14 protein-coding genes are annotated in these 17985 nt (G+C 42.9%); 1 reads left to right on the forward strand and 13 read right to left on the reverse strand.

Going from position 1 to position 17985, the window contains the following annotated elements; translation table 11 throughout:
- Positions 1-272: 272 nt before the first annotated feature.
- The 6 genes from argS to AWM73_RS05190 all read right to left on the reverse strand — a co-directional run bounded on the left by argS (position 273) and on the right by AWM73_RS05190 (position 12106).
- Complete coding sequence (argS, locus tag AWM73_RS05165) at positions 273-1964, reverse strand: arginine--tRNA ligase (RefSeq protein WP_060778381.1); 1692 nt, start codon at positions 1962-1964, stop codon at positions 273-275.
- 189 nt (positions 1965-2153) lie between these two features.
- Entirely contained in the window at positions 2154-4523 is a 2370-nt protein-coding gene (locus AWM73_RS05170; RefSeq protein ID WP_060778382.1) for a phosphoketolase family protein, read from the reverse strand.
- A gap of 175 nt (positions 4524-4698) precedes the next feature.
- Entirely contained in the window at positions 4699-5949 is a 1251-nt protein-coding gene (gene pepT / locus AWM73_RS05175; protein ID WP_082702861.1) for a peptidase T, read from the reverse strand.
- 74 nt (positions 5950-6023) lie between these two features.
- Complete coding sequence (locus AWM73_RS05180) at positions 6024-7652, reverse strand: peptide ABC transporter substrate-binding protein (protein ID WP_060778384.1); 1629 nt, start codon at positions 7650-7652, stop codon at positions 6024-6026.
- Positions 7653-7721: 69 nt separating this feature from the next.
- On the reverse strand, positions 7722-9368 hold the full coding sequence (locus AWM73_RS05185) for a peptide ABC transporter substrate-binding protein (RefSeq protein ID WP_060778385.1): 1647 nt from the start codon (positions 9366-9368) through the stop codon (positions 7722-7724).
- An 833-nt stretch (positions 9369-10201) separates the two neighbouring features.
- Positions 10202-12106 carry a M13 family metallopeptidase gene (locus tag AWM73_RS05190; RefSeq protein WP_060778386.1) on the reverse strand — a complete coding sequence of 635 codons (1905 nt, stop codon included), beginning with the start codon at positions 12104-12106 and terminating at the stop codon, positions 10202-10204.
- A gap of 99 nt (positions 12107-12205) precedes the next feature.
- On the opposite strand from AWM73_RS05190, the gene AWM73_RS05195 reads away from it, so the two are divergent.
- Positions 12206-12949, forward strand: coding sequence for a gamma-glutamyl-gamma-aminobutyrate hydrolase family protein (locus tag AWM73_RS05195; RefSeq protein WP_013669318.1), 744 nt, complete (start codon positions 12206-12208; stop codon positions 12947-12949).
- A 79-nt stretch (positions 12950-13028) separates the two neighbouring features.
- Here the strand turns inward: AWM73_RS05195 and AWM73_RS05200 are convergent, their stop codons facing one another.
- The 7 genes from AWM73_RS05200 to AWM73_RS05230 all read right to left on the reverse strand — a co-directional run bounded on the left by AWM73_RS05200 (position 13029) and on the right by AWM73_RS05230 (position 17911).
- Positions 13029-13517: an LURP-one-related/scramblase family protein gene (locus tag AWM73_RS05200; RefSeq protein ID WP_060778387.1), complete on the reverse strand. Its 489-nt coding sequence runs from the start codon at positions 13515-13517 to the stop codon at positions 13029-13031.
- A 47-nt stretch (positions 13518-13564) separates the two neighbouring features.
- Positions 13565-13915 carry a glycine cleavage system protein H gene (locus AWM73_RS05205; RefSeq protein ID WP_060778388.1) on the reverse strand — a complete coding sequence of 117 codons (351 nt, stop codon included), beginning with the start codon at positions 13913-13915 and terminating at the stop codon, positions 13565-13567.
- Positions 13916-13917: 2 nt separating this feature from the next.
- A complete protein-coding gene (locus tag AWM73_RS05210) occupies positions 13918-14280 on the reverse strand; it encodes a Spx/MgsR family RNA polymerase-binding regulatory protein (protein ID WP_060778389.1) in 363 nt (120 codons plus the stop codon).
- Positions 14258-15544, reverse strand: a complete 1287-nt coding sequence (locus AWM73_RS05215; protein WP_060778390.1) for an FtsW/RodA/SpoVE family cell cycle protein — start codon at positions 15542-15544, stop codon at positions 14258-14260. Before AWM73_RS05215 ends, AWM73_RS05210 begins: the two co-directional genes overlap by 23 nt.
- A gap of 35 nt (positions 15545-15579) precedes the next feature.
- Entirely contained in the window at positions 15580-16542 is a 963-nt protein-coding gene (locus tag AWM73_RS05220) for a YihY/virulence factor BrkB family protein (protein ID WP_060778391.1), read from the reverse strand.
- 104 nt (positions 16543-16646) lie between these two features.
- Positions 16647-16937, reverse strand: a complete 291-nt coding sequence (locus tag AWM73_RS05225; protein ID WP_060778392.1) for a hypothetical protein — start codon at positions 16935-16937, stop codon at positions 16647-16649.
- 377 nt (positions 16938-17314) lie between these two features.
- Positions 17315-17911 (reverse strand): hypothetical protein, encoded by a 597-nt coding sequence (locus tag AWM73_RS05230; RefSeq protein WP_060778393.1) that lies wholly within the window; start codon positions 17909-17911, stop codon positions 17315-17317.
- Positions 17912-17985: the final 74 nt, after the last annotated feature.

The raw sequence follows: 17985 nt of genomic DNA on the forward strand, positions 1-17985 counted from the left end.
TATGGAATATTCCTTATTAATCACGGTTTACTAGCTGTTTTCATAGTAAAGAACATATTAAATGAGTTTATATTTATTAAAAATAATTCACGCTTTTATACATTTTTTGTTTTTTATAGCTAAATAAACCGAGCTTCAAAATGTCTCTTTCTTACATCTAAGACCTCATTAAATAATAATGTCCAAGAAAAAATCCCCTTAAAGTCACTTTCTAGAGTTGAAAGGACTTAAGAGGATTTGATAAGTACAAATAATTTTTATTTACTGGTCAATTACATTTCTTTAGGTGCTTGGACGCCTAAGAGTCTCAGCCCTTCAGTCAAGACCACTGACACCGCATAAACTAAAGCTAAGCGGGCATTCAATTGCTCATCTTCTTCAAGGACCCGAGTGTGAGCATAGTATTTATTAAAGCGTTGGGCCAATTGCAGCGTATACTTAGCAATCACACTAGGTTCATAGCTTTCATATGCCTTAGCAATAATTTCTGGGAAGCGATTTAATTGCTTAACCACCGCATAAGACTCGTCATCAGCCAGTTGTAAGTCGTCTAGACTAGGCTTACCGGTATTGGCCTTACGCAAGATCGATTGCGCCCGAGCATTGGCGTATTGGACATAAGGGCCAGTTTCCCCTTCAAATTGAACCACTTCCTCTAATTGGAAGTCAAAGTTATTCATGCGGTCATTCTTGAGGTCATGGAAGACCACGGCCCCTACACCAACGGCTTCTGCTACCTGGTCTTTATCAGTAAGGTCAGGGTTTTTACTGTTGATTTGTTCTTGAGCTAAACGAATCGCTTCTTTAAGAACGGCTTCTAAGAGAACCACTTTTCCTTTCCGGGTAGAGAGTTTCTTGCCCCCTTGAGTAATTAAACCGAATGGAATGTGGTGAATATCTTCATACCAGTCATAGCCCATTTCTTTGATGACTGCTTTTAATTGTTTGAAGTGGACAGACTGTTCATTCCCGACCACATAGAGGCATTGGTCAAAGTCGTAGGTCCGCTTACGGTAGAAGACGGCTGCCAGGTCACGAGTCATATAAAGGGTCGCCCCATCAGACTTCTTCACTAAGGCTGGGATCAAGTCATAGGCTTCCAAATCAACTAGGGTAGCTCCTTGGTCCACTTTGAGCAGGTTCTTTTCCTCTAACTCATCAATTACAGCATCCATCTTGTCATTATAGAAGGCTTCCCCATTCATGGAATCAAAATCGATACCTAGTAAATCATAGATACTTTGGAATTCTTCTAATGATTTCTCTCGCATCCATTGCCATAATTCCAATTCTTCTGGGTTGCCGCCCTCTAATTCTTTAAAGGCTTGGCGCGCTTCATCATTTAAAGAATCGTCTTCATCAGCCATTTTGTGGAAATAGACATACAAGCGGTTTAATTCCTTAATGGGATTTTGTCGAACGGTTTCTTCGTCACCCCATTTACGGTAAGCAACGATGAGTTTACCAAATTGGGTTCCCCAGTCACCAAGGTGGTTAATACGGATGGGTTGAAAACCAACTTTCTCAACGATATTCCCAATAGCGTTCCCAATAACAGTAGAACGAAGGTGGCCCATGGACATGGGTTTAGCAATATTGGGGCTAGACATATCAATACAGATATTCTCCCCATCCCCAATGGCTAATTGGCCATAGGCGGATTCCTTATCCAGGATATCAGCTAAGACAGCGGCAGAGATCTTATCGGCCTTAAGGAAGAAGTTAATGTAGGGTCCCACTGCTTCAACATGGTCAACTAAGTCATCACTCAGTTTCTCAGCAAGTTCACTGGCAATCTTTTGAGGGGCTTGGCGAAGTGATTTAGCTAAGATAAAAGCCGGAAAAGCCAGGTCCCCTTGGCCTTCATGCTTAGGGACTTCTAAGACATCTTCCACTTGTTCTAAACTTAAATAATCACTGACTTCTGCTTGGATAATTTTTGCAATATGCTGTTTAATGTTCATGCTTTAACTCCTTTGTTAATGAGTCTTCCACCTTGGCTTAGCAAGGTGCGTCCTGTCTATTTTAGCATAAATTTGTTTGTTTTGAAGGTAGAAGTCAAAAAAGACAGTGTGTAGAACGCTAGAAAATAAAATATTTGTCCAAGTAAAAAACGACAGGACTTCGCCTGCCGTTTTCTACTATTAGTCTAATTATTTTTCAAGTGGTTGCCATTTCCATTCTTTAACTTCTGGCATGTCCGTACCGTATTCTACAATGTAGGCACGGTGCTCTTCCACCTTAGCATTCATTTGGTCAATGAAGTCTTGAGCTTTATCGCCATATACCACTTCAGCAACATGAGCCGCAAAGTGGAAGCGGTCAAGTTCGTTCAAGACACGCATGTCGAATGGTGTGGTAATTGCCCCTTCTTCACGGTAACCATGTGGGTAGAGATTGTGGTTATGACGGTCGAAGAAGATGTCTTTGAGTAAGCCTTCGAAGCTGTGGAAGCCGAAGAAGACTGGTTTGTCTTTAGTAAAGACAGCATCAAATTCTTCGTCAGATAAACCACGTGGGTCAATATTTGGATGACGGAGACGGTAGAGGTCAACCACATTCACGTAACGAATCTTCAATTCTGGGAAGGCTTCGTGTAGGTATGAGATGGTTGCAATGGTTTCTACTGTTGGTTCAGTACCAGATGCAGCGATCACTACGTCAGGTTCTTCCCCTTCTTCAACGGTAGAAGCCCAGTCAATGACCTTATAGCCCTTGTCAACAAATTCTTCAGCTTCTTCAACTGAGAAGAATTGTGGACGTGGGTGTTTAGAAGTCACGATGTAGTTAATCACGTTTTCTGAACTTAAAGCCTTGTCCATCACAGCTAATAGGGAGTTGGTATCTGCAGGGAGGTAAGCCCGGACAAATTCACCCTTCTTCTCTGCCAAGTGGGTTAATAAACCTGGGTCTTGGTGAGTATAACCGTTATGGTCTTGTTGGAAAGCGGTAGAAGAAGAAATCAAGTTCAATGATTGATAAGGTTTATGCCATTTGTATTCGCTAGCTTCACGCATCCATTTGAAATGTTGGGTGATCATGGAGTCAACTGTCCGTAAGAAGGCTTCGTAACTAGCAAAGAAACCATGGCGACCGGTTAAGGTATAAGCTTCTAAGAAACCTTCCATTTGGTGTTCTGACAATTGTGAGTCAATCACACGACCAGAAGGTGACATCCATTCATCGTAGTTATCCTTGATTGGTTCTAACCATTGACGTTTGGTCACATCGAAGACCTTGTTCAAGCGGTTAGACTTGGTTTCGTCTGGCCCAAAGATACGGAAGTTGTCTGGGTTCTTTTCGATAACGCCAGCTGCATAACCACCCATTTCAATCATGTCTTGGGCATCGCGTTCACCAGGTGTTTCAAAATCAAGAGCATAGTCACGCCAGTCTGGTAAGTTTAAAGGTTTAGGATCGATGCCTCCGTCAGTAATTGGGTTAGAAGCCATCCGTTGGTCACCCTTAGGCGCAATTTCAGCAATTTCTGGACGTAATTGACCATCTTCAGTAAATAGTTCTTCTGGACGGTAGGATTTCAACCAATCAACTAAAGCGTCCACGTGTTCCATATTCTCAGCGTTCACTGGAATTGGCACTTGGTGAGCTCTGAAGGACCCTTCAATGTCGTTACCTTCCCATGCTTTAGGACCAGTCCAGCCCTTAGGTGTCCGGTAAAGAATCATTGGCCAGTTGCCCATAGTTGCCTCTTCAGCTGAACCCTTACGTGCTTCGCCTTGGATGGACTTAATCTTTTCAATGGCTTGGTCTAAGGTTTTAGCCATAAGTGGGTGAACCTTTTCAGGATCGTTTCCTTCAACCACCATTGGGTCCCAACCTAAACCTTGGAAGTACTTAATCAAGTCTTCATTAGATTTACGTTCTAAGATGGTTGGGTTAGCAATTTTACCCCCGTTTAAGTAAAGAATTGGTAAGACTGCCCCGTCAGTCACTGGGTTAATGAAGCTATTAGATAACCAGCTGGCTGCTAAAGGACCGGTTTCAGATTCCCCGTCACCAATCACTGTTGCTGCAATCACGTCAGGGTTATCAAGGATGGCACCAGTTGCGTGGGATAAGGAATACCCGAGTTCCCCACCTTCATGGATGGATCCAGGAATTTCAGCGGTCGCGTGTGAACCGGTTCCGCCTGGGAAGGAGAAGTATTTAAAGAATTTTTGCATTCCTTCCTTGTTTTGTGGATATTCTGGATAATGTTCACTCCAGGTCCCGTCTAAATAAGCATTGGCTTGCATCACTTGGCCACCATGTCCTGGTCCTTCGATATAGAACATGTTTAAGTCATATTTGTTAATGACACGGTTCAAATGAGCGTAAACAAAGTTTTGCCCGGCAATGGTTCCCCAGTGTCCAATTGGGGTGATCTTAACGTCATCTGCCGTTACTTCACGATCTAATAAAGGATTATCCCGTAAGTACATTTGCCCCACAGATAAATAGTTAGCGGCACGCCACCAGGCATCCACTTTATCTAAATACGCTTTTGAATCAAAATCAGTCATTTTTTGATTTCCTCCTTTGAGCGAGTCGCTCTTATTTCTATTAATAATAACTTATCGCTTACCCATGACCACATGATAACATAGTCACAATCTTTTGAGAATAGCTTAAGAGCAAGATTTTTTGTTTATTTTCTTAAAATACAATCAAAGGAAGAAACGTTAATATGATCACTATTTAAGCGCTATAATGACGGACGTTCTTGGCAATGTCGATCAAGACTGCGATCGATTGTTCAATTGTTTCAATTGTCACAAATTCGTATGGGCCATGGGTATTTTCGGCTCCTGAGAAGAGATTTGGGGTTGGTAGGCCCTTATGAGATAGAATAGCCCCATCGGTTCCACCGCGCATCGGTGCTTCAAAAGCTTCCACATTATTTTTCGAATAAGCGTCCCTCGCCAGGTCAACTACCCAGGGGTAATCTTTTAGGACTTCGTACATATTGTCATACTGGTCGACAATCCGATAAGTAATTCTTTCTTCTCCGATTTCTTGGTTTAAACGAGCGACTTGTTCTTCAAAGTAAGCCAATTTTTCTTGCATTTTTTCCTTATCGTGGTCCCTTAAGTAATAAAACTGGTTGAGGTGGTCAATCGTTCCTTCTTGGCGGATCAAGAAGTAGAACCCTTCCCGGCCACTGGTCTTTTCAGGCACTTGGTCAGCTGGCAGGCTAGTAGCTAAACGGGCACCCCATAAGAGGGCATTAATCATGGAATCCTTAGCAGCCCCAGGATGGACACTCCGTCCTGAGATAGTGACGTTGGCTTGCTTAGCATAGAAGTTCTCATAAGTCAGAGTCCCGTACCGGCCCCCATCAATGGTATAGGCAAAGTCTGCCCCAAATTGGTCGAGATCAAAGTATTTAGCTCCCCGAGTCCCAATCTCTTCATCGGGACCAAATGCCACGCGGATTTTCCCATGGGGAATTTCAGGGTGGTTAATCAAATACTCCCCAAAAGTAACGATAGACGTAATTCCCGCCTTGTCATCGGCCCCTAATAAGGTCCGCCCGTCAGTAGTCACCACAGTATGTCCCACCACATGTTTTAAGCGAGGGAAGTCCTTGGGAGAGAGGACCATCCCCTCTTTTTCATTGAGAACAATATCTCCCCCATCATAATTTTCAATCACTTGGGGCTGGATATTTTCGGCATTGTAGTCAGCAGTATCCACATGGGCAATAAAGCCTACGGTCGGGATATCTTCATCGGGAATATTGGAAGGAATAGTCGCTGTCAGATAGGCATCTTTGGGGTTATAGAAGCAGTCTTCAAAACCTAAGGCTTCAATTTCATCTTTTAATTTGAGAGTGAATTCTTTCTGGCTAGGGGTTGAAGGAATAGTGAGCGAACTTTCATCACTCCGAGTGTTGACTTTAGCGTATTTGATAAAACGATCCAGAATGTGCTGTTGTTGTGTATTCATCATTTTTCCTCTTTCTAGTAAAAATGGGATCAAAGCATTCTCTGATCCCATTATCGGTAATATTGTATGAACTTTTACTCGCCATATCTTGCTGCACGGAAATAGGATTGGGCCCCATTGGTTTGGTTAATAACCCCTTTGAGCTTAGGATCAATCATATTAGCGAAAGCGCCTTGGTAGATTGGTGCCAAAGCTTGGTCATCTTGAACTAGTGTCCGCTCAGCAGCTAGCAAAGTATCCCAACGTTCTTTGGGTTGGTTAGCTAAAGTTGTCCGGGCTTGGTTTAATTGCCCATCAAAAACTTCAGAATTATAGAAACCAGTATTCAAAGTTGAATGAGATTCAAAGTATTCCAGGTAAGCAATTGGATCGACATAGGAAGGAATAAAGGTTCCTAGCATAATATCATATTGCTTGCTTGCGGCAATGCTTTGACGACTCTTGAGGGGCACATTACGGATGGTGACTTCAATGCCAGGCAGGTTCTTTTGCCATTCCCCTTGTAGGAATTCGGAGGTTGATTTGGAGACATCTGTATCTGAGGTTAAGAGTTCAATACTTATCTTATCTCGTCCTAAGTCAGCCTTAGCCTTTTCAAATTCTTCTTTGGCCTTATCGACATTATAAGAGGATAAGGAACCGTTTTGGGCCCGGAAATCTTCGCCGGTTTCTGGGTCTTGGTCATGTTCTTTAGGTATCCAGCCATCAATTGGGGTTGACCCGTCTTTAAGCACGTTTTGAACAAAGGCTTCTTTATCGAATGATGAAGCTAAGGCCTTACGTAAGTGAACATTGTTTGTCGGTTCGCGGGTAAAGTTAAATTGTAGGTAGCCTACTAGACCAGATGGGTCGACGGTTAAGGCTTCATTATTTTGCTCTTGTTCCACATAAGGGTTTCCAACTTTAGTATATTGGACCTTACCGTTTTCAAAAAGGTTAAAGTTGGTCGCCATTTCTTTAGACACTTGCCAGTTAATCGTATCCAGGTGGACATTGTCCTTGTCCCAGTATTGGTCATTTTTCTTCAATTGGAAGTTTTGTTCGTTCCCCGTCCAACCATCAACCACAAAGGGGCCATTGAAGGCGGTGTTATCTTGGGAGGAACCATAGTTATCGCCAACTTCCTTAGCCAGCTTCTCACTTTGAGGCAAGTAAGCTGGGGTTCCTAATAAGCCTTTGAAATATGGCGTAGGCGCTTCTAAGGTAAACTCTAAGGTCTTATCATCGATAGCCTTAACCCCTAATTGGTCGGTTGGCAGCTCCCCATCTGAAATTGGCCGAGCATTCTTAATCACAAAGAACTTATTGACATTTTCTGAGATTGCATTAGGATCGACCGCTTTACGATAAGAAAAGACAAAGTCATTGGCGGTTACTGGTTCTCCAGTCGACCAATTAGCATTGTCTCGAATCTTGAAGGTGTAAGTTAAGCCATCCTCAGATACCTCAGGTTCTTCCGCTGCTATTCCTAGTTCATTGCCGCCATCAATAGAAGGACGGTAAAGACCTTCAGTGACATTGGCTAAGACATTTTGGGTAGGGATATCAGAAGAGGCAATACTATCCAAGGAAGCTAGCTCCCCATCGGCAGTCGCCGTAATTTCCGTTTTCTGGGAAGATGCACTACTGCTCCCACCTGAACATCCTGCTAAGGCCACTAGAACACTAAATAATAAGCCTAAGCCTTTAACACCTAACTTCATAAGATCGCTTCTTTCTATTTTATTTTATGAAGAGACTGTGACTAAGCTCACAGCCTCATTGTTCCTAAATTAGTTTTCTGTTTGATAAGTTGCCGCCCTAAAGTAATTGGTGACACCGTTAGTTTGGTTTATAACGCCAGTGAGTTTTGGATCCACTAAGAAGGCATAGGCCCCTTGGTAAATGGTCCCCAATGCTGCTTCATCTTCCATTAGGTAACGTTCTGCTTCTAGAAGCTTTTGGAAGCGAGCTTCGGGTTGGTCACCCAACTCATTTTGCGCTGTCGCTAAGAGTGAGTCATAAGTTTCTGAATCAAAATTAGCATTGTTTAAGGCACTTTGGCTGTGGAAGTAATCCAGGTAAGCAGTGGGATCTACATAACTTGGATGGTAGGTCCCATATACCATGTCATATTCACCAGTGTTAGTAATTTGTTGGCGACTCTTCAAAGGAACGTTACGGATCGTTACGGTCAAGCCTGGCAGATTATTTTGCCATTCCCCTTGTAAGAATTCCGACGTGGCTTTAGAAGTATCCGTATCTGAGGTCAATAACTCTAATTCAATCTGGTCAAGACCAAGTTCCTGCTTGGCGAGTTTCCATTCAGATTGGGCAAAGTCTAAGTCGTAGGCCCCTAAGTGACCATTCATAGCCCGAAAGTCTTGACCACTAGCTGGATCAGAAACATGGTCTGCCGGTACCCAGCCATCAAGGCTTTGAGAACCATCTTTAAGGACAGCCTGGGTAAAGGCTTCCTTATCGAAACCAGACCGTAAGGCTTGACGGACGTGCTTGTTTTTCAGGATTGGTTTGTCAAAGTTAAATTGTAAGTAACCGACCTTACCATTCAGGCTGGTTTGGAGAATAGGTTCTCCGGCTAATTGTTCGACATAAGGATTCCCGGTTTGCGTATATTGGACGTCACCTGAATTGAAGAGATTATAGTTGGTTTGTAATTCTTTAGACACTTCCCAGTTGATGCGGTTCAATTGTACATTTTCAGCGTCCCAGTAATCCGGATTCTTGACTAAGTCAAAACTGTTTTCCGTACCGGTCCAACCTTCAACCAGGAATGGCCCGTTAAAGGCCGTCTTTTCTGCAGATGAACCGTAGTCATCACCGACTTCTTCAGCCAGCTTTTGACTTTGAGGAAGAAAAGCTGGTGTCCCTAACAAGTCTTCAAAGTAAGCTGTAGGAGAAGTTAAGGTAAATTCTAGGGTCTTATCATCCAGCGCTTTAACTCCTAAATTTTCTGGGCTTTCCTTCCCTTCTGAAATTTCTTTAGCCTTGTTAATCGGGAAGAAACGGTTAACATTTTGGGATAATTCTGGTGGAGTCACCGCCTTACGGTAGGTATAGACAAAGTCATGGGCGGTCACCGGTTCACCAGTCGACCACTTAGCATCTTCACGGATTTTATAGGTATAGGTCTTACCGTCTTCACTAATTTCAGGTTCCTCAGCAGCCATCCCTAGTTCCTTAAGATTATCACTATCTTGCGGAGCCGGACGGTAGAGGCCTTCAATAGTGTTAGAAGCCACATTCAAGCTTGGTGAATCGGAAGACTTAATCGTATCTAGCGATGCCAGTTCACCTTCTGAAGTGACGGCTATTTCCTGGCCAGCCTGGTTATTGGCCCCAGCTCCGCTGCTACTACAGCCTGCCATCACCAAGACTCCAATGAATAGCAAGCTGATTAGCTTATACCAACGCTTCATTTCTTCCACCTCTTTTTCTCATTTATTTTTACTTATCGGTAAATTTGCTAAGTGCATTTTTTAAAGTTTTCTATAGCACACTTACTTTTAATAAGTAAATTGTTATGACCTTATCTTACTCCAATACGGGGATGAAAGTAAAATTAAACGACTTACATTTAGTTAGTATTTTTTCAACAGGGTTGATCTATATTTTCGATAGTTAGAAAGTCACAGTTTATATGGCACATTTTTTCTTTCCAGCAGTGAAAATAGGCGCTAAAAAAGCCTAGAGGAGATTTAATCCTTTAGGCTTTGTCACAAGTATGTAGTTGAATCATCTCTTGCTCTTTGACGCGCTTGTCACGCTCTTTAAACCTGTTCCAGTCACAGGACGAACATCCGCTTCACACAGGGTGTGAGACTTGGCGCCTAGACTTGGATGATTGGAGCAAGTCAGAATAAAAGCGAAACATTCGCTTGTTTCTGACTTGTGAAATCACTCCAAGTCTGCCAAGTCGAACCCAACTAAAAACTGGTAACGCTCGGTTTAGTTGAGTTCGTACGCCAGCCTTGAAGTTGCTTCAGAAAATGCCAACGCACAGATTAGTTGAGTTCGGAAGGGGTAGGGGATGTCCTTTCAGAAAAGATGAACGATCAACAAGTTGATCTTATCATCTTTTCCTCCAAGGAATCGCCCTCCCTGATCCTTCCTCACATCCTTATAGCTGTGCTTATGGTATTTTCCTCCAGCAATTCAAGCCTTTGACGGCGTCCTCACATCCTTATAACTGAGCTTATCCCAGTTTTCTCCAGCGATTTCGTCCTCTGTTGTGACTGTCACACTCTTGTCCTTACCAGATGACGACGCGGTCTTTTGGGTCTAGGTACATTTTATTTTCTGAAGAGGTTTGGTAGGCGACATGGAAGGCATCCAAGTTCTTGACTTGTTGGTTGGCCCGCCAGTAATTAGGGGCATGAACGTCAATGGATAATAGTAGGTTTTGGTATTGAGGGCGGGCCTTCATACACCAGATCCGAGCCCAATTATTGAAGAAGGCAATGGGATCGTAGTCCTCCTCATGAGTCATGGCTTGGTAAGCCGCCTGCAAACCACCAGCATCAGCAATATTTTCTGACACCGTTAAGGTCCCATTGACCTCACCATCTCCTAAAGGCAAACCATCGAACTGGTCAATCATAGCTTGGGCTTTTTGGGTAAAGACTTCATAGTCTTCATCCAACCACCAATTATTTAAATTCCCCTGCTCATCAAATTGAGCGCCATTGTTATCAAAAGCATGGGAAATTTCGTGGGCAATTACCCCACCAATTCCACCGTAGTTTTCACTGCGGCTTTGCTTCAAGTCATAGAAAGGCGCTTGCAAGATACCAGCTGGGAAGCAAATGTTGTTGGCTGAAGGATCATAGTAAGCGTTAACTGTCTCTGCAGACATATGCCAGCGGCTATGGTCAACTTCTTGACCCCACTTAGCCAGATTGTCCTTAACCCGTTCAGCGGTAAAGGCTTTGAGGTTTTGGTAGAGTGGTAAATCGCTATCTACCTTGAAGCGCTGATAAATTTCTGGGTAGCTATCCGGATAACCGGCCATAATCGTGATGGCATCCAGTTTAACGATGGCCTTCTTAATAGTTTGTTGGGAAAGCCAGGTATTGTGCTTGAGCCGGTCCTTATAAACTGCAATCATTTCTTCGATCATGGCAGTCACGTCGGCCCGGGCTTCTGGGCCAAAATACTTCTTACCATAATAGCAGCCAAAGACTTGGTCAAAAGTATTTACGGTAAGGTAGAAGGCATGTTTTTCTCGGCTCATAGTCTTAGGGTTACCGGATAAAGCCAGGCTATATTGGCTAGCAATTTGACGCAGGTCTTCTGACATGGCCTGAGCCCCATCACGAGCCACATTAACAATCATCCAAGATTTCAATTCATCAAAATGGTCGGGACTAAAAAATTCATCTAAGGCTTCAAAATAGCGCGGTTCCGTTACAATGACGGTTTCTGGTTCTTGACCGATTAATTCCTTAATAATTGTCTTAAGAGAATAGTGAGATGAGTAACCTTCAACTTCATCAATGCCCTTAGGATTATAGGACTTGGTATAGTCCGCCAATTCTTCCTGAGACTTCACATAAGGAACAAAAAGCGCATCAAAGGCGATAGCTTGGTCCGTATGCCGTTGACTCAATTCATCACTAAAGCCCATAGCCTTTAAGAGGTCAACGGTAGACCGACGCCAAATTTCTAATAATTGCTTACCCGTTCCATTATCTTCTTCGTAGTAGCCCTTGTCAGGCAAGATAGTGTTGGGACGACTTAAATAGAGGGCATAATTTACGGTATTTTTCATGTCGGCTTCGTTACCCAGGTTGAAGACGAAATCATGGCCAGCCAGTAACCATTGCTTAGAAAAGGCTTGAATTTGACTAAAGTCAGTCAATGCGTCCACGTTTTCTAGGTCAGCTTGGATAGGATTCGCTCCCTCTTGGTCCAAACGATCAAAGTCCATGGCCAATTGATAGAGAGCAATCATTTCTTCCATTTCCGGATTATCTAGCTTGATTTCTCCACTAGCCATTTTCTCAATGTCGGCCATGGATAATTCTTCAATCCCATCCCGTAAGGCCATGAAACCACCTGTTGAGGACTTGTCTTCCGGAATCTCGGCTTGGTCAATCCACTCGCCGTTCACGGCCATATAGAGGTCTTCTTTTGCTTGGGACATATCTACTGTCATAAATGAACTCCTTTCAAAATTGAAAAAAACTTATTGTTATTATATCATAGAACGGATTACATGCATTGACTGCATGATCGACAAGGAAGGAGTTTAGCCATGCGCATTGATAAAGTGATCGGAATCACGGGAAATGATACTCTCAATGACCGGGAATGGGATGAATTTTCCCGGGACTATACCCCCCACGGTTACGTCGACGGGGTCAGTCGGTCAGGGAACCTTCCCATCATCATTCCTATCCATAGCGACCTAAGACGCGCTGAAGACTATATCCAACGAATTGACGGCTTGATATTTACCGGAGGCCAGGATGTTCACCCCTTGATGTATGGTGAAGACCCTGCTCCCCGCTTAAATGATATCTACCCGAAAAGAGATTACTGGGAAAGAGCTCTCTTTGAAGCTGCTCTTAAGTACCAAGTCCCCATCCTTGCCGTTTGTCGGGGTTTCCAACTGATTAACATTTTACTGGGAGGGACGGTTTACCAAGACCTTTCCTACTATCCCGTTAAGGATCGCCCGGCCATCCAGCACGTGCAAAAACATAGTCGGATGATTTACCCCCACCACTCAGTCACCATTAAGGAAGGTAGTGAAATGTACCGACTCCTAGGTAACAAAGACAAAGCTCAAGTGAATTCTTACCACCACCAAGCCATCCGTGACCTCGCCCCTAAGTTAGAAGCTACTGCCTGGGCCGCTGATGGAGTCATTGAATCCTACCAATTTGGTGATGACAATGAAAAACACCCCCTCTTAGGCGTTCAATGGCATCCAGAAATAATGATCCAAAATAACGAAGAAATGATGCCCATCTTTGAATGGTTCTCATACTTCTAAAGAAAAAACGAGACTCAATCGAGTAAGACTAGGCGACAATCGTCTACCTCTAACGCTCGATGAAGTCTCGTTTTCTTTTTTAATCAGCAGCTTCTTCGTTATCCATCATATTATCTAGGGCAATGGCTAGTCCCACCATCACCGCTTCATAATCTTCATTATAGACATCAAGGACAAAGGTATCCCGGATAGCAAAAATCTTATGGTTAATTGAACCAATTTTCTCACCATCAAGGGTAAGCGCAAAATTGTTATCTAGGAAATTTCCCTTCAAGTCCAAATTATAGTCAGGACTAGAAATTTTAACCTTTCTTCTAAAGAAACTCAACCGGTCTTTAATGGTCACTTGACTGCCATCAACAAATTTAATCTGATATTCTGAAAAAATTTTGAAAAGTTTCCGACTAATCTCAAAAAGCGGCTGCCCCTGTGGATCAGACACTTTGACTTTATGGCCAAAAAACTTAAAGTCTTCGTCTACCCGGTAACAGACCTGGCCCTGGTCGTCTTTGATATTATAGTGGTCCGTGATTTTAAAAATTCTCTGTTTAATATATAAACGGCGCATCGTCTGACACAAACCCCTTTCCTTACTCCCAGCAGTTAGCGAAAAAATTACTTGGTCTCTTCTGACTTAAAGGCAGTCGGATCAAAGGCCGAACTGGGTTCTACAGCTACTAACCAGTTTAAATTATCCTTATCTGAATTGAGATCAGTGGGAGTGCCTTCAGCTTTTTCATTTTTGCCGACTACCTTACCAGACAAAGGCGCTAAGATATCGGTTACTGCCTTTTCCGCTTCAATGGAAACGAAGGCTTCCCCAGCCACCAAATCTTGGTCGACTAAATAATTAATAAAGGAAATGTCCCCAAATTCTTCTTGACCAGCCTTAGACAGGCCAATGATCACTTGCTTATCCGCTGTTTGCGTTAACCATAAACCATTATCAGTGTATACTTTCTCCATTTTTACTTCCCTTCTTTTTCTATCCAATATGCCACAGTGTCTTCTTTGGCACCTGTACTTGCTACTTCCTTGTCGGTCACTAAGGGACGTTTAATTAACATCCCATCACTCGCTAATAAGTTAACGATTTCTTCTTGAGATAAATCGTCAATTTTATCCTTTAGGTTCTTTTCCCGGTAAGCCGAGCCCGACGTGTTAAAGACTTGCTTGGGCCGGTCGCTACTTCCTAGTGCCCGTTTAATGTCTTCTTTACTCGGCACTTGTTCGCGAATATCATAGAACTGATAGTCAACCCCTGCCTCAGTAAAGGCTTTTTCCACTCGCCGCGAGGTAGAACATTGCTTAAGGCCATATAAACTGATCAAAACGGTCACCTCCACTTAACTTGCGCAATAGGCGATTGAGCCAGTGTTGTTTGATTTCTGCTTCACTACGGTTTTCATTATACTGGATGGACAAGACAAAGCCCATACAGAGCATATTGGTCAATAAGGCCGAGCCCCCTTGCGAAATAAAAGGCAATGGAATCCCTGTCAGGGGCAAGAGACCAATCGACATGCCAATATTTTCGACAATATGGAAAAGAATCATAGAAACGATCCCAGCGGTTCCTGCAATATAGAAGGAATCGTAGGATTCGTAGGCAATGGCAATCATGGTTAAGATCAATAAGAAATAAAGCAGGATCAAGAGACTGCTACCAATAAAGCCAAAGTTTTCACCAATCGTGGAAAAAATCATGTCGGACTCCCTCACGGGAACATAAACCTCAAAATTACCAAAACCCTTACCCAGCCACTGGCCGGAACCAATTGCTTTGATACTTTGGCTCAGTTGGTAGGACTCCCGCCGCGTATTTTCAAAGGGAGCTAACCAGGAATCAATCCGGGCAAATTGATAATCTTGAAAACCTAAGTGATAGAGTAAGTCCCGGTTATAAATGACCAAAAAGAGTAAGCCGGCGAAGATGGTGCCAATGATCAAAGCAATGGTTAGAATAATCCGCCAGTTAACCCCCGAAGCAAAAATCATCCCCGAAAAGATCATCATAAATACCAGGGTTGTCCCAAAGTCATTCTGTAAGAGGATCAAAACCACCGGTACTGCGGTCCATAAAATCATGCGTCCGATAAATTTAAAGTCCCATTTTAACTGTTTAGAAACCGGTAAAGCATCATAATTCAAAGCTTCCGTTCTTTGATTATATTCGCTGACCAAGCGCGACATCATTAAGATGTAAAAAAACTTCATAATTTCCGACGGTTGGAAGGACAAGGTCCCGATGGTGAACCAAGATTTAGCCCCGAACAAGGTATATTGTTGACGGTCATAGAAAAACAGGACCAAGATCAAAAGAAAGATCCCAAAACCGTACAAGACAGGAACAAATCGGTAGAAGGTCTTCTTGTCAATCTGCATGACAAAGGCAATGGCGATAAAACTAACCACATACCAAAAGATTTGCATCAGCGTTGGCTTTAACGCCCCACCCCCAAATTGTAAATACGTAGTGGAGAAAATCACCGCGACACTCATGGCCATCAAGGCTAATAAAAGCGCGATAATAGTTGGATTAATGGATTTTGCTTGGCTAACTTTTTTTAAACGTTGGCTTCTTGAACGTGCCATACTTACACTCCTTAGTTTAACAGCTAACAATACGCTTAGTTATTCTTCTCTAAAGCTTCCGCTTGGATCGCCTTGGAGGCCCGTTTTAAGGGACTATAGGCAATTTCCTTATCATTTAAGTGAGGAAAATTCGGGGATAAACTGACCTTATACTTAATGCGTTGATCAAGATAGGTATCTGCATGTTTATAACGGTAATAAATGGTATTGACTAAGCCTCCAACAATGAGCGCCATCCCATTTAAATATAGATAAAGCATTAAGGCAATGAAGACTCCAATAGTCCCATTTTGAACCGAAGAACCTCCGGCAAACTGGACATAGACACCAAACAAGCTGGAAATCAAGAGAACAACAATGGCTGCAGTCACCGATCCAGGCAAGGCGTATTTCAAGGTCATGGGTTGGTTAGGAACCACGATATAAATAAACAACATTAAGATAAAAACTGAAACTAAGAGCACTGGCCACTTTAATCCCAGTAGTAATTCCACAAAATCTAACGGTAAGGGGACAAAATTGTTAATGATCTGGAGTAAGGTCTCCCCAAAGACAAAAAAGAGCGAGAAGACGCCTACACTCAGGACTAAGAGAAAGGCAATCAAGAAAGAAGCGATCCGAGTAATTACCGCATTCTTGTGGTCAGGATTGCCGTATACTCGGTTTAAGACCCGCTGTAAGGCGGAGAAACCGGCCGAGGATGACCAGATTACTAAGATGGTATTAATTGAAAGACTCCCGGCACTGGTGGAATCTAAATAGGATTCCAAAGTAGGAATCAGCAAAGGTTCAATTTCATTAGGGAGAATGGCAGTAATCCACTCCACCGCCTGTGCTGAATCAAAAGGGAGTAAGGGAATAATATTGGCCACTAAGAGTAGCATGGGAAAAATTGCCAACAAAGCATAATAGGCCAGTTCGGCTGCTGAACTACCTATACTAGCATCCTGGACGCTCTGACTGGCGATCGGCACTAAGACTTCTTTGATTTTCTTCACGGATCTCGCTCCTATCTGGATAGATGTCTTACCCATTATACAATAGATCCGCCTAAGTGTGTCAAACAAGCTGGTGCGGTGTCAGCTTTTTAAGCACCCTACTTTTAAATAGATAGCGAATTAATGAAAGCCTTAGCGGTTTGACTCGAGAAAAGCGTTTCTCTAACGGTAAAAACGTAAAGGTCAAAGTCTCCCGATATTCCTTCAGCAAAAAAATAATTGCGATAGGTCCCCTGGGCCTCATCCCTAATGTGTAGGTCCCACAATTGATAATAGCCCTTATTGGTTTGAATAATTGCCCCTTTATTAAAATCGCGCTGGTAGCGATAACCTTTGCCTTCTAACCAGGAACGGATATTTTTGCGACAATGGCTTTCTTTATAGATCACTTGCATAATTATCACCTGATTTTATTTTATCGAACAGGCGTTCTATTTTCAAGTCAAGTAAAGATACGAAAAACGATTTTCAAAAGATAGACTGGTGAGCATTCGTTTCGCTTTTGAATTTGGTCGTTAAAAAGCCATGGCATCGGTTCGAGCCCTAGTCTCTCACCTAGCGAGCTTCAAACGGCTAGTATGGCTAAAGCCTACTAGCCGTATTTCACATCGCTTGCTTGTTCATGGCCAACGACTAAATTCAAAGCTCCCCTACTGCTCAAAGCTATCTACCAAAATATTCGATAAAAAGTCATTGATGAAATAAATTGAGGAGCAAAAAAACCAGAGCGACTGGCTCTGGTTAGCTGCGTGATAAATGAGGTTTTGAGAAATTAGTTGACCTTTTGCCATTGACCGGACACCAAGTCCATGCTGGTTAATTCGCCAGTTTGGTTGTTGTAACGGTAGATAGCGACGAGGTTGGTATGAATTTGGTTATTAGGGGATTGGCGACGGATTTCTACTTGAACAAGATTATCATCTACCTTGGAAGGCATGAAACTATAATCTTCGCTGCGGTAAATATTGTCAGTGACTTGGTGGATCATAGGCACCACTTTAGCAATAATGTCATTGGAATTATTGGACGGTGTCACTGAACTAGCCGGTTTCTCAGCAGCTTCTGCTTGGCTCTTGCTTGTTGATTGACCTGTTCCTGCTTGATTACTTTCATTATTCGCTTTAGCAGTTTTACCCTTGACTTGGCTACTTGCCTTGTCTGACTGACTCGATTTTTCTTGGTCAGCCTCTAGCTTCTTGTCAGTGTCCGTTTTTTTACTGCTTTCCTTAGCTTGACTGCTGGAAGTTTGTTCAGTCTTGACATCTGATGATTGCTGCTTATCGGCAAACGACACGCCCTGTTCGGAACAAGCCGCTAGCAGGACGGCGCTAAGTGTAACCGCGATAAAGCCTTTTAAATTTTTATTCATAATAAATCCCTCATTTATTTTTAAATAAATCAATTCCTAGTCGAGTGTATTCGTATTCACTCTGCTTCACTTAT

It is taken from the genome of Aerococcus urinae, from assembly GCF_001543175.1.
Classification (GTDB): Bacteria; Bacillota; Bacilli; order Lactobacillales; family Aerococcaceae; genus Aerococcus; species Aerococcus urinae.

Coding starts and splice junctions, on each gene's coding strand:
- argS (WP_060778381.1), bottom strand. CDS start 1,964: ATGAACATTAAACAGCATATTGCAAAAATTATCCAAGCAGAAGTCAGT.
- AWM73_RS05170 (WP_060778382.1), bottom strand. CDS start 4,523: ATGACTGATTTTGATTCAAAAGCGTATTTAGATAAAGTGGATGCCTGG.
- pepT (WP_082702861.1), bottom strand. CDS start 5,949: ATGAATACACAACAACAGCACATTCTGGATCGTTTTATCAAATACGCT.
- AWM73_RS05180 (WP_060778384.1), bottom strand. CDS start 7,652: ATGAAGTTAGGTGTTAAAGGCTTAGGCTTATTATTTAGTGTTCTAGTG.
- AWM73_RS05185 (WP_060778385.1), bottom strand. CDS start 9,368: ATGAAGCGTTGGTATAAGCTAATCAGCTTGCTATTCATTGGAGTCTTG.
- AWM73_RS05190 (WP_060778386.1), bottom strand. CDS start 12,106: ATGACAGTAGATATGTCCCAAGCAAAAGAAGACCTCTATATGGCCGTG.
- AWM73_RS05195 (WP_013669318.1), top strand. CDS start 12,206: ATGCGCATTGATAAAGTGATCGGAATCACGGGAAATGATACTCTCAAT.
- AWM73_RS05200 (WP_060778387.1), bottom strand. CDS start 13,517: ATGCGCCGTTTATATATTAAACAGAGAATTTTTAAAATCACGGACCAC.
- AWM73_RS05205 (WP_060778388.1), bottom strand. CDS start 13,915: ATGGAGAAAGTATACACTGATAATGGTTTATGGTTAACGCAAACAGCG.
- AWM73_RS05215 (WP_060778390.1), bottom strand. CDS start 15,544: ATGGCACGTTCAAGAAGCCAACGTTTAAAAAAAGTTAGCCAAGCAAAA.
- AWM73_RS05225 (WP_060778392.1), bottom strand. CDS start 16,937: ATGCAAGTGATCTATAAAGAAAGCCATTGTCGCAAAAATATCCGTTCC.
- AWM73_RS05230 (WP_060778393.1), bottom strand. CDS start 17,911: ATGAATAAAAATTTAAAAGGCTTTATCGCGGTTACACTTAGCGCCGTC.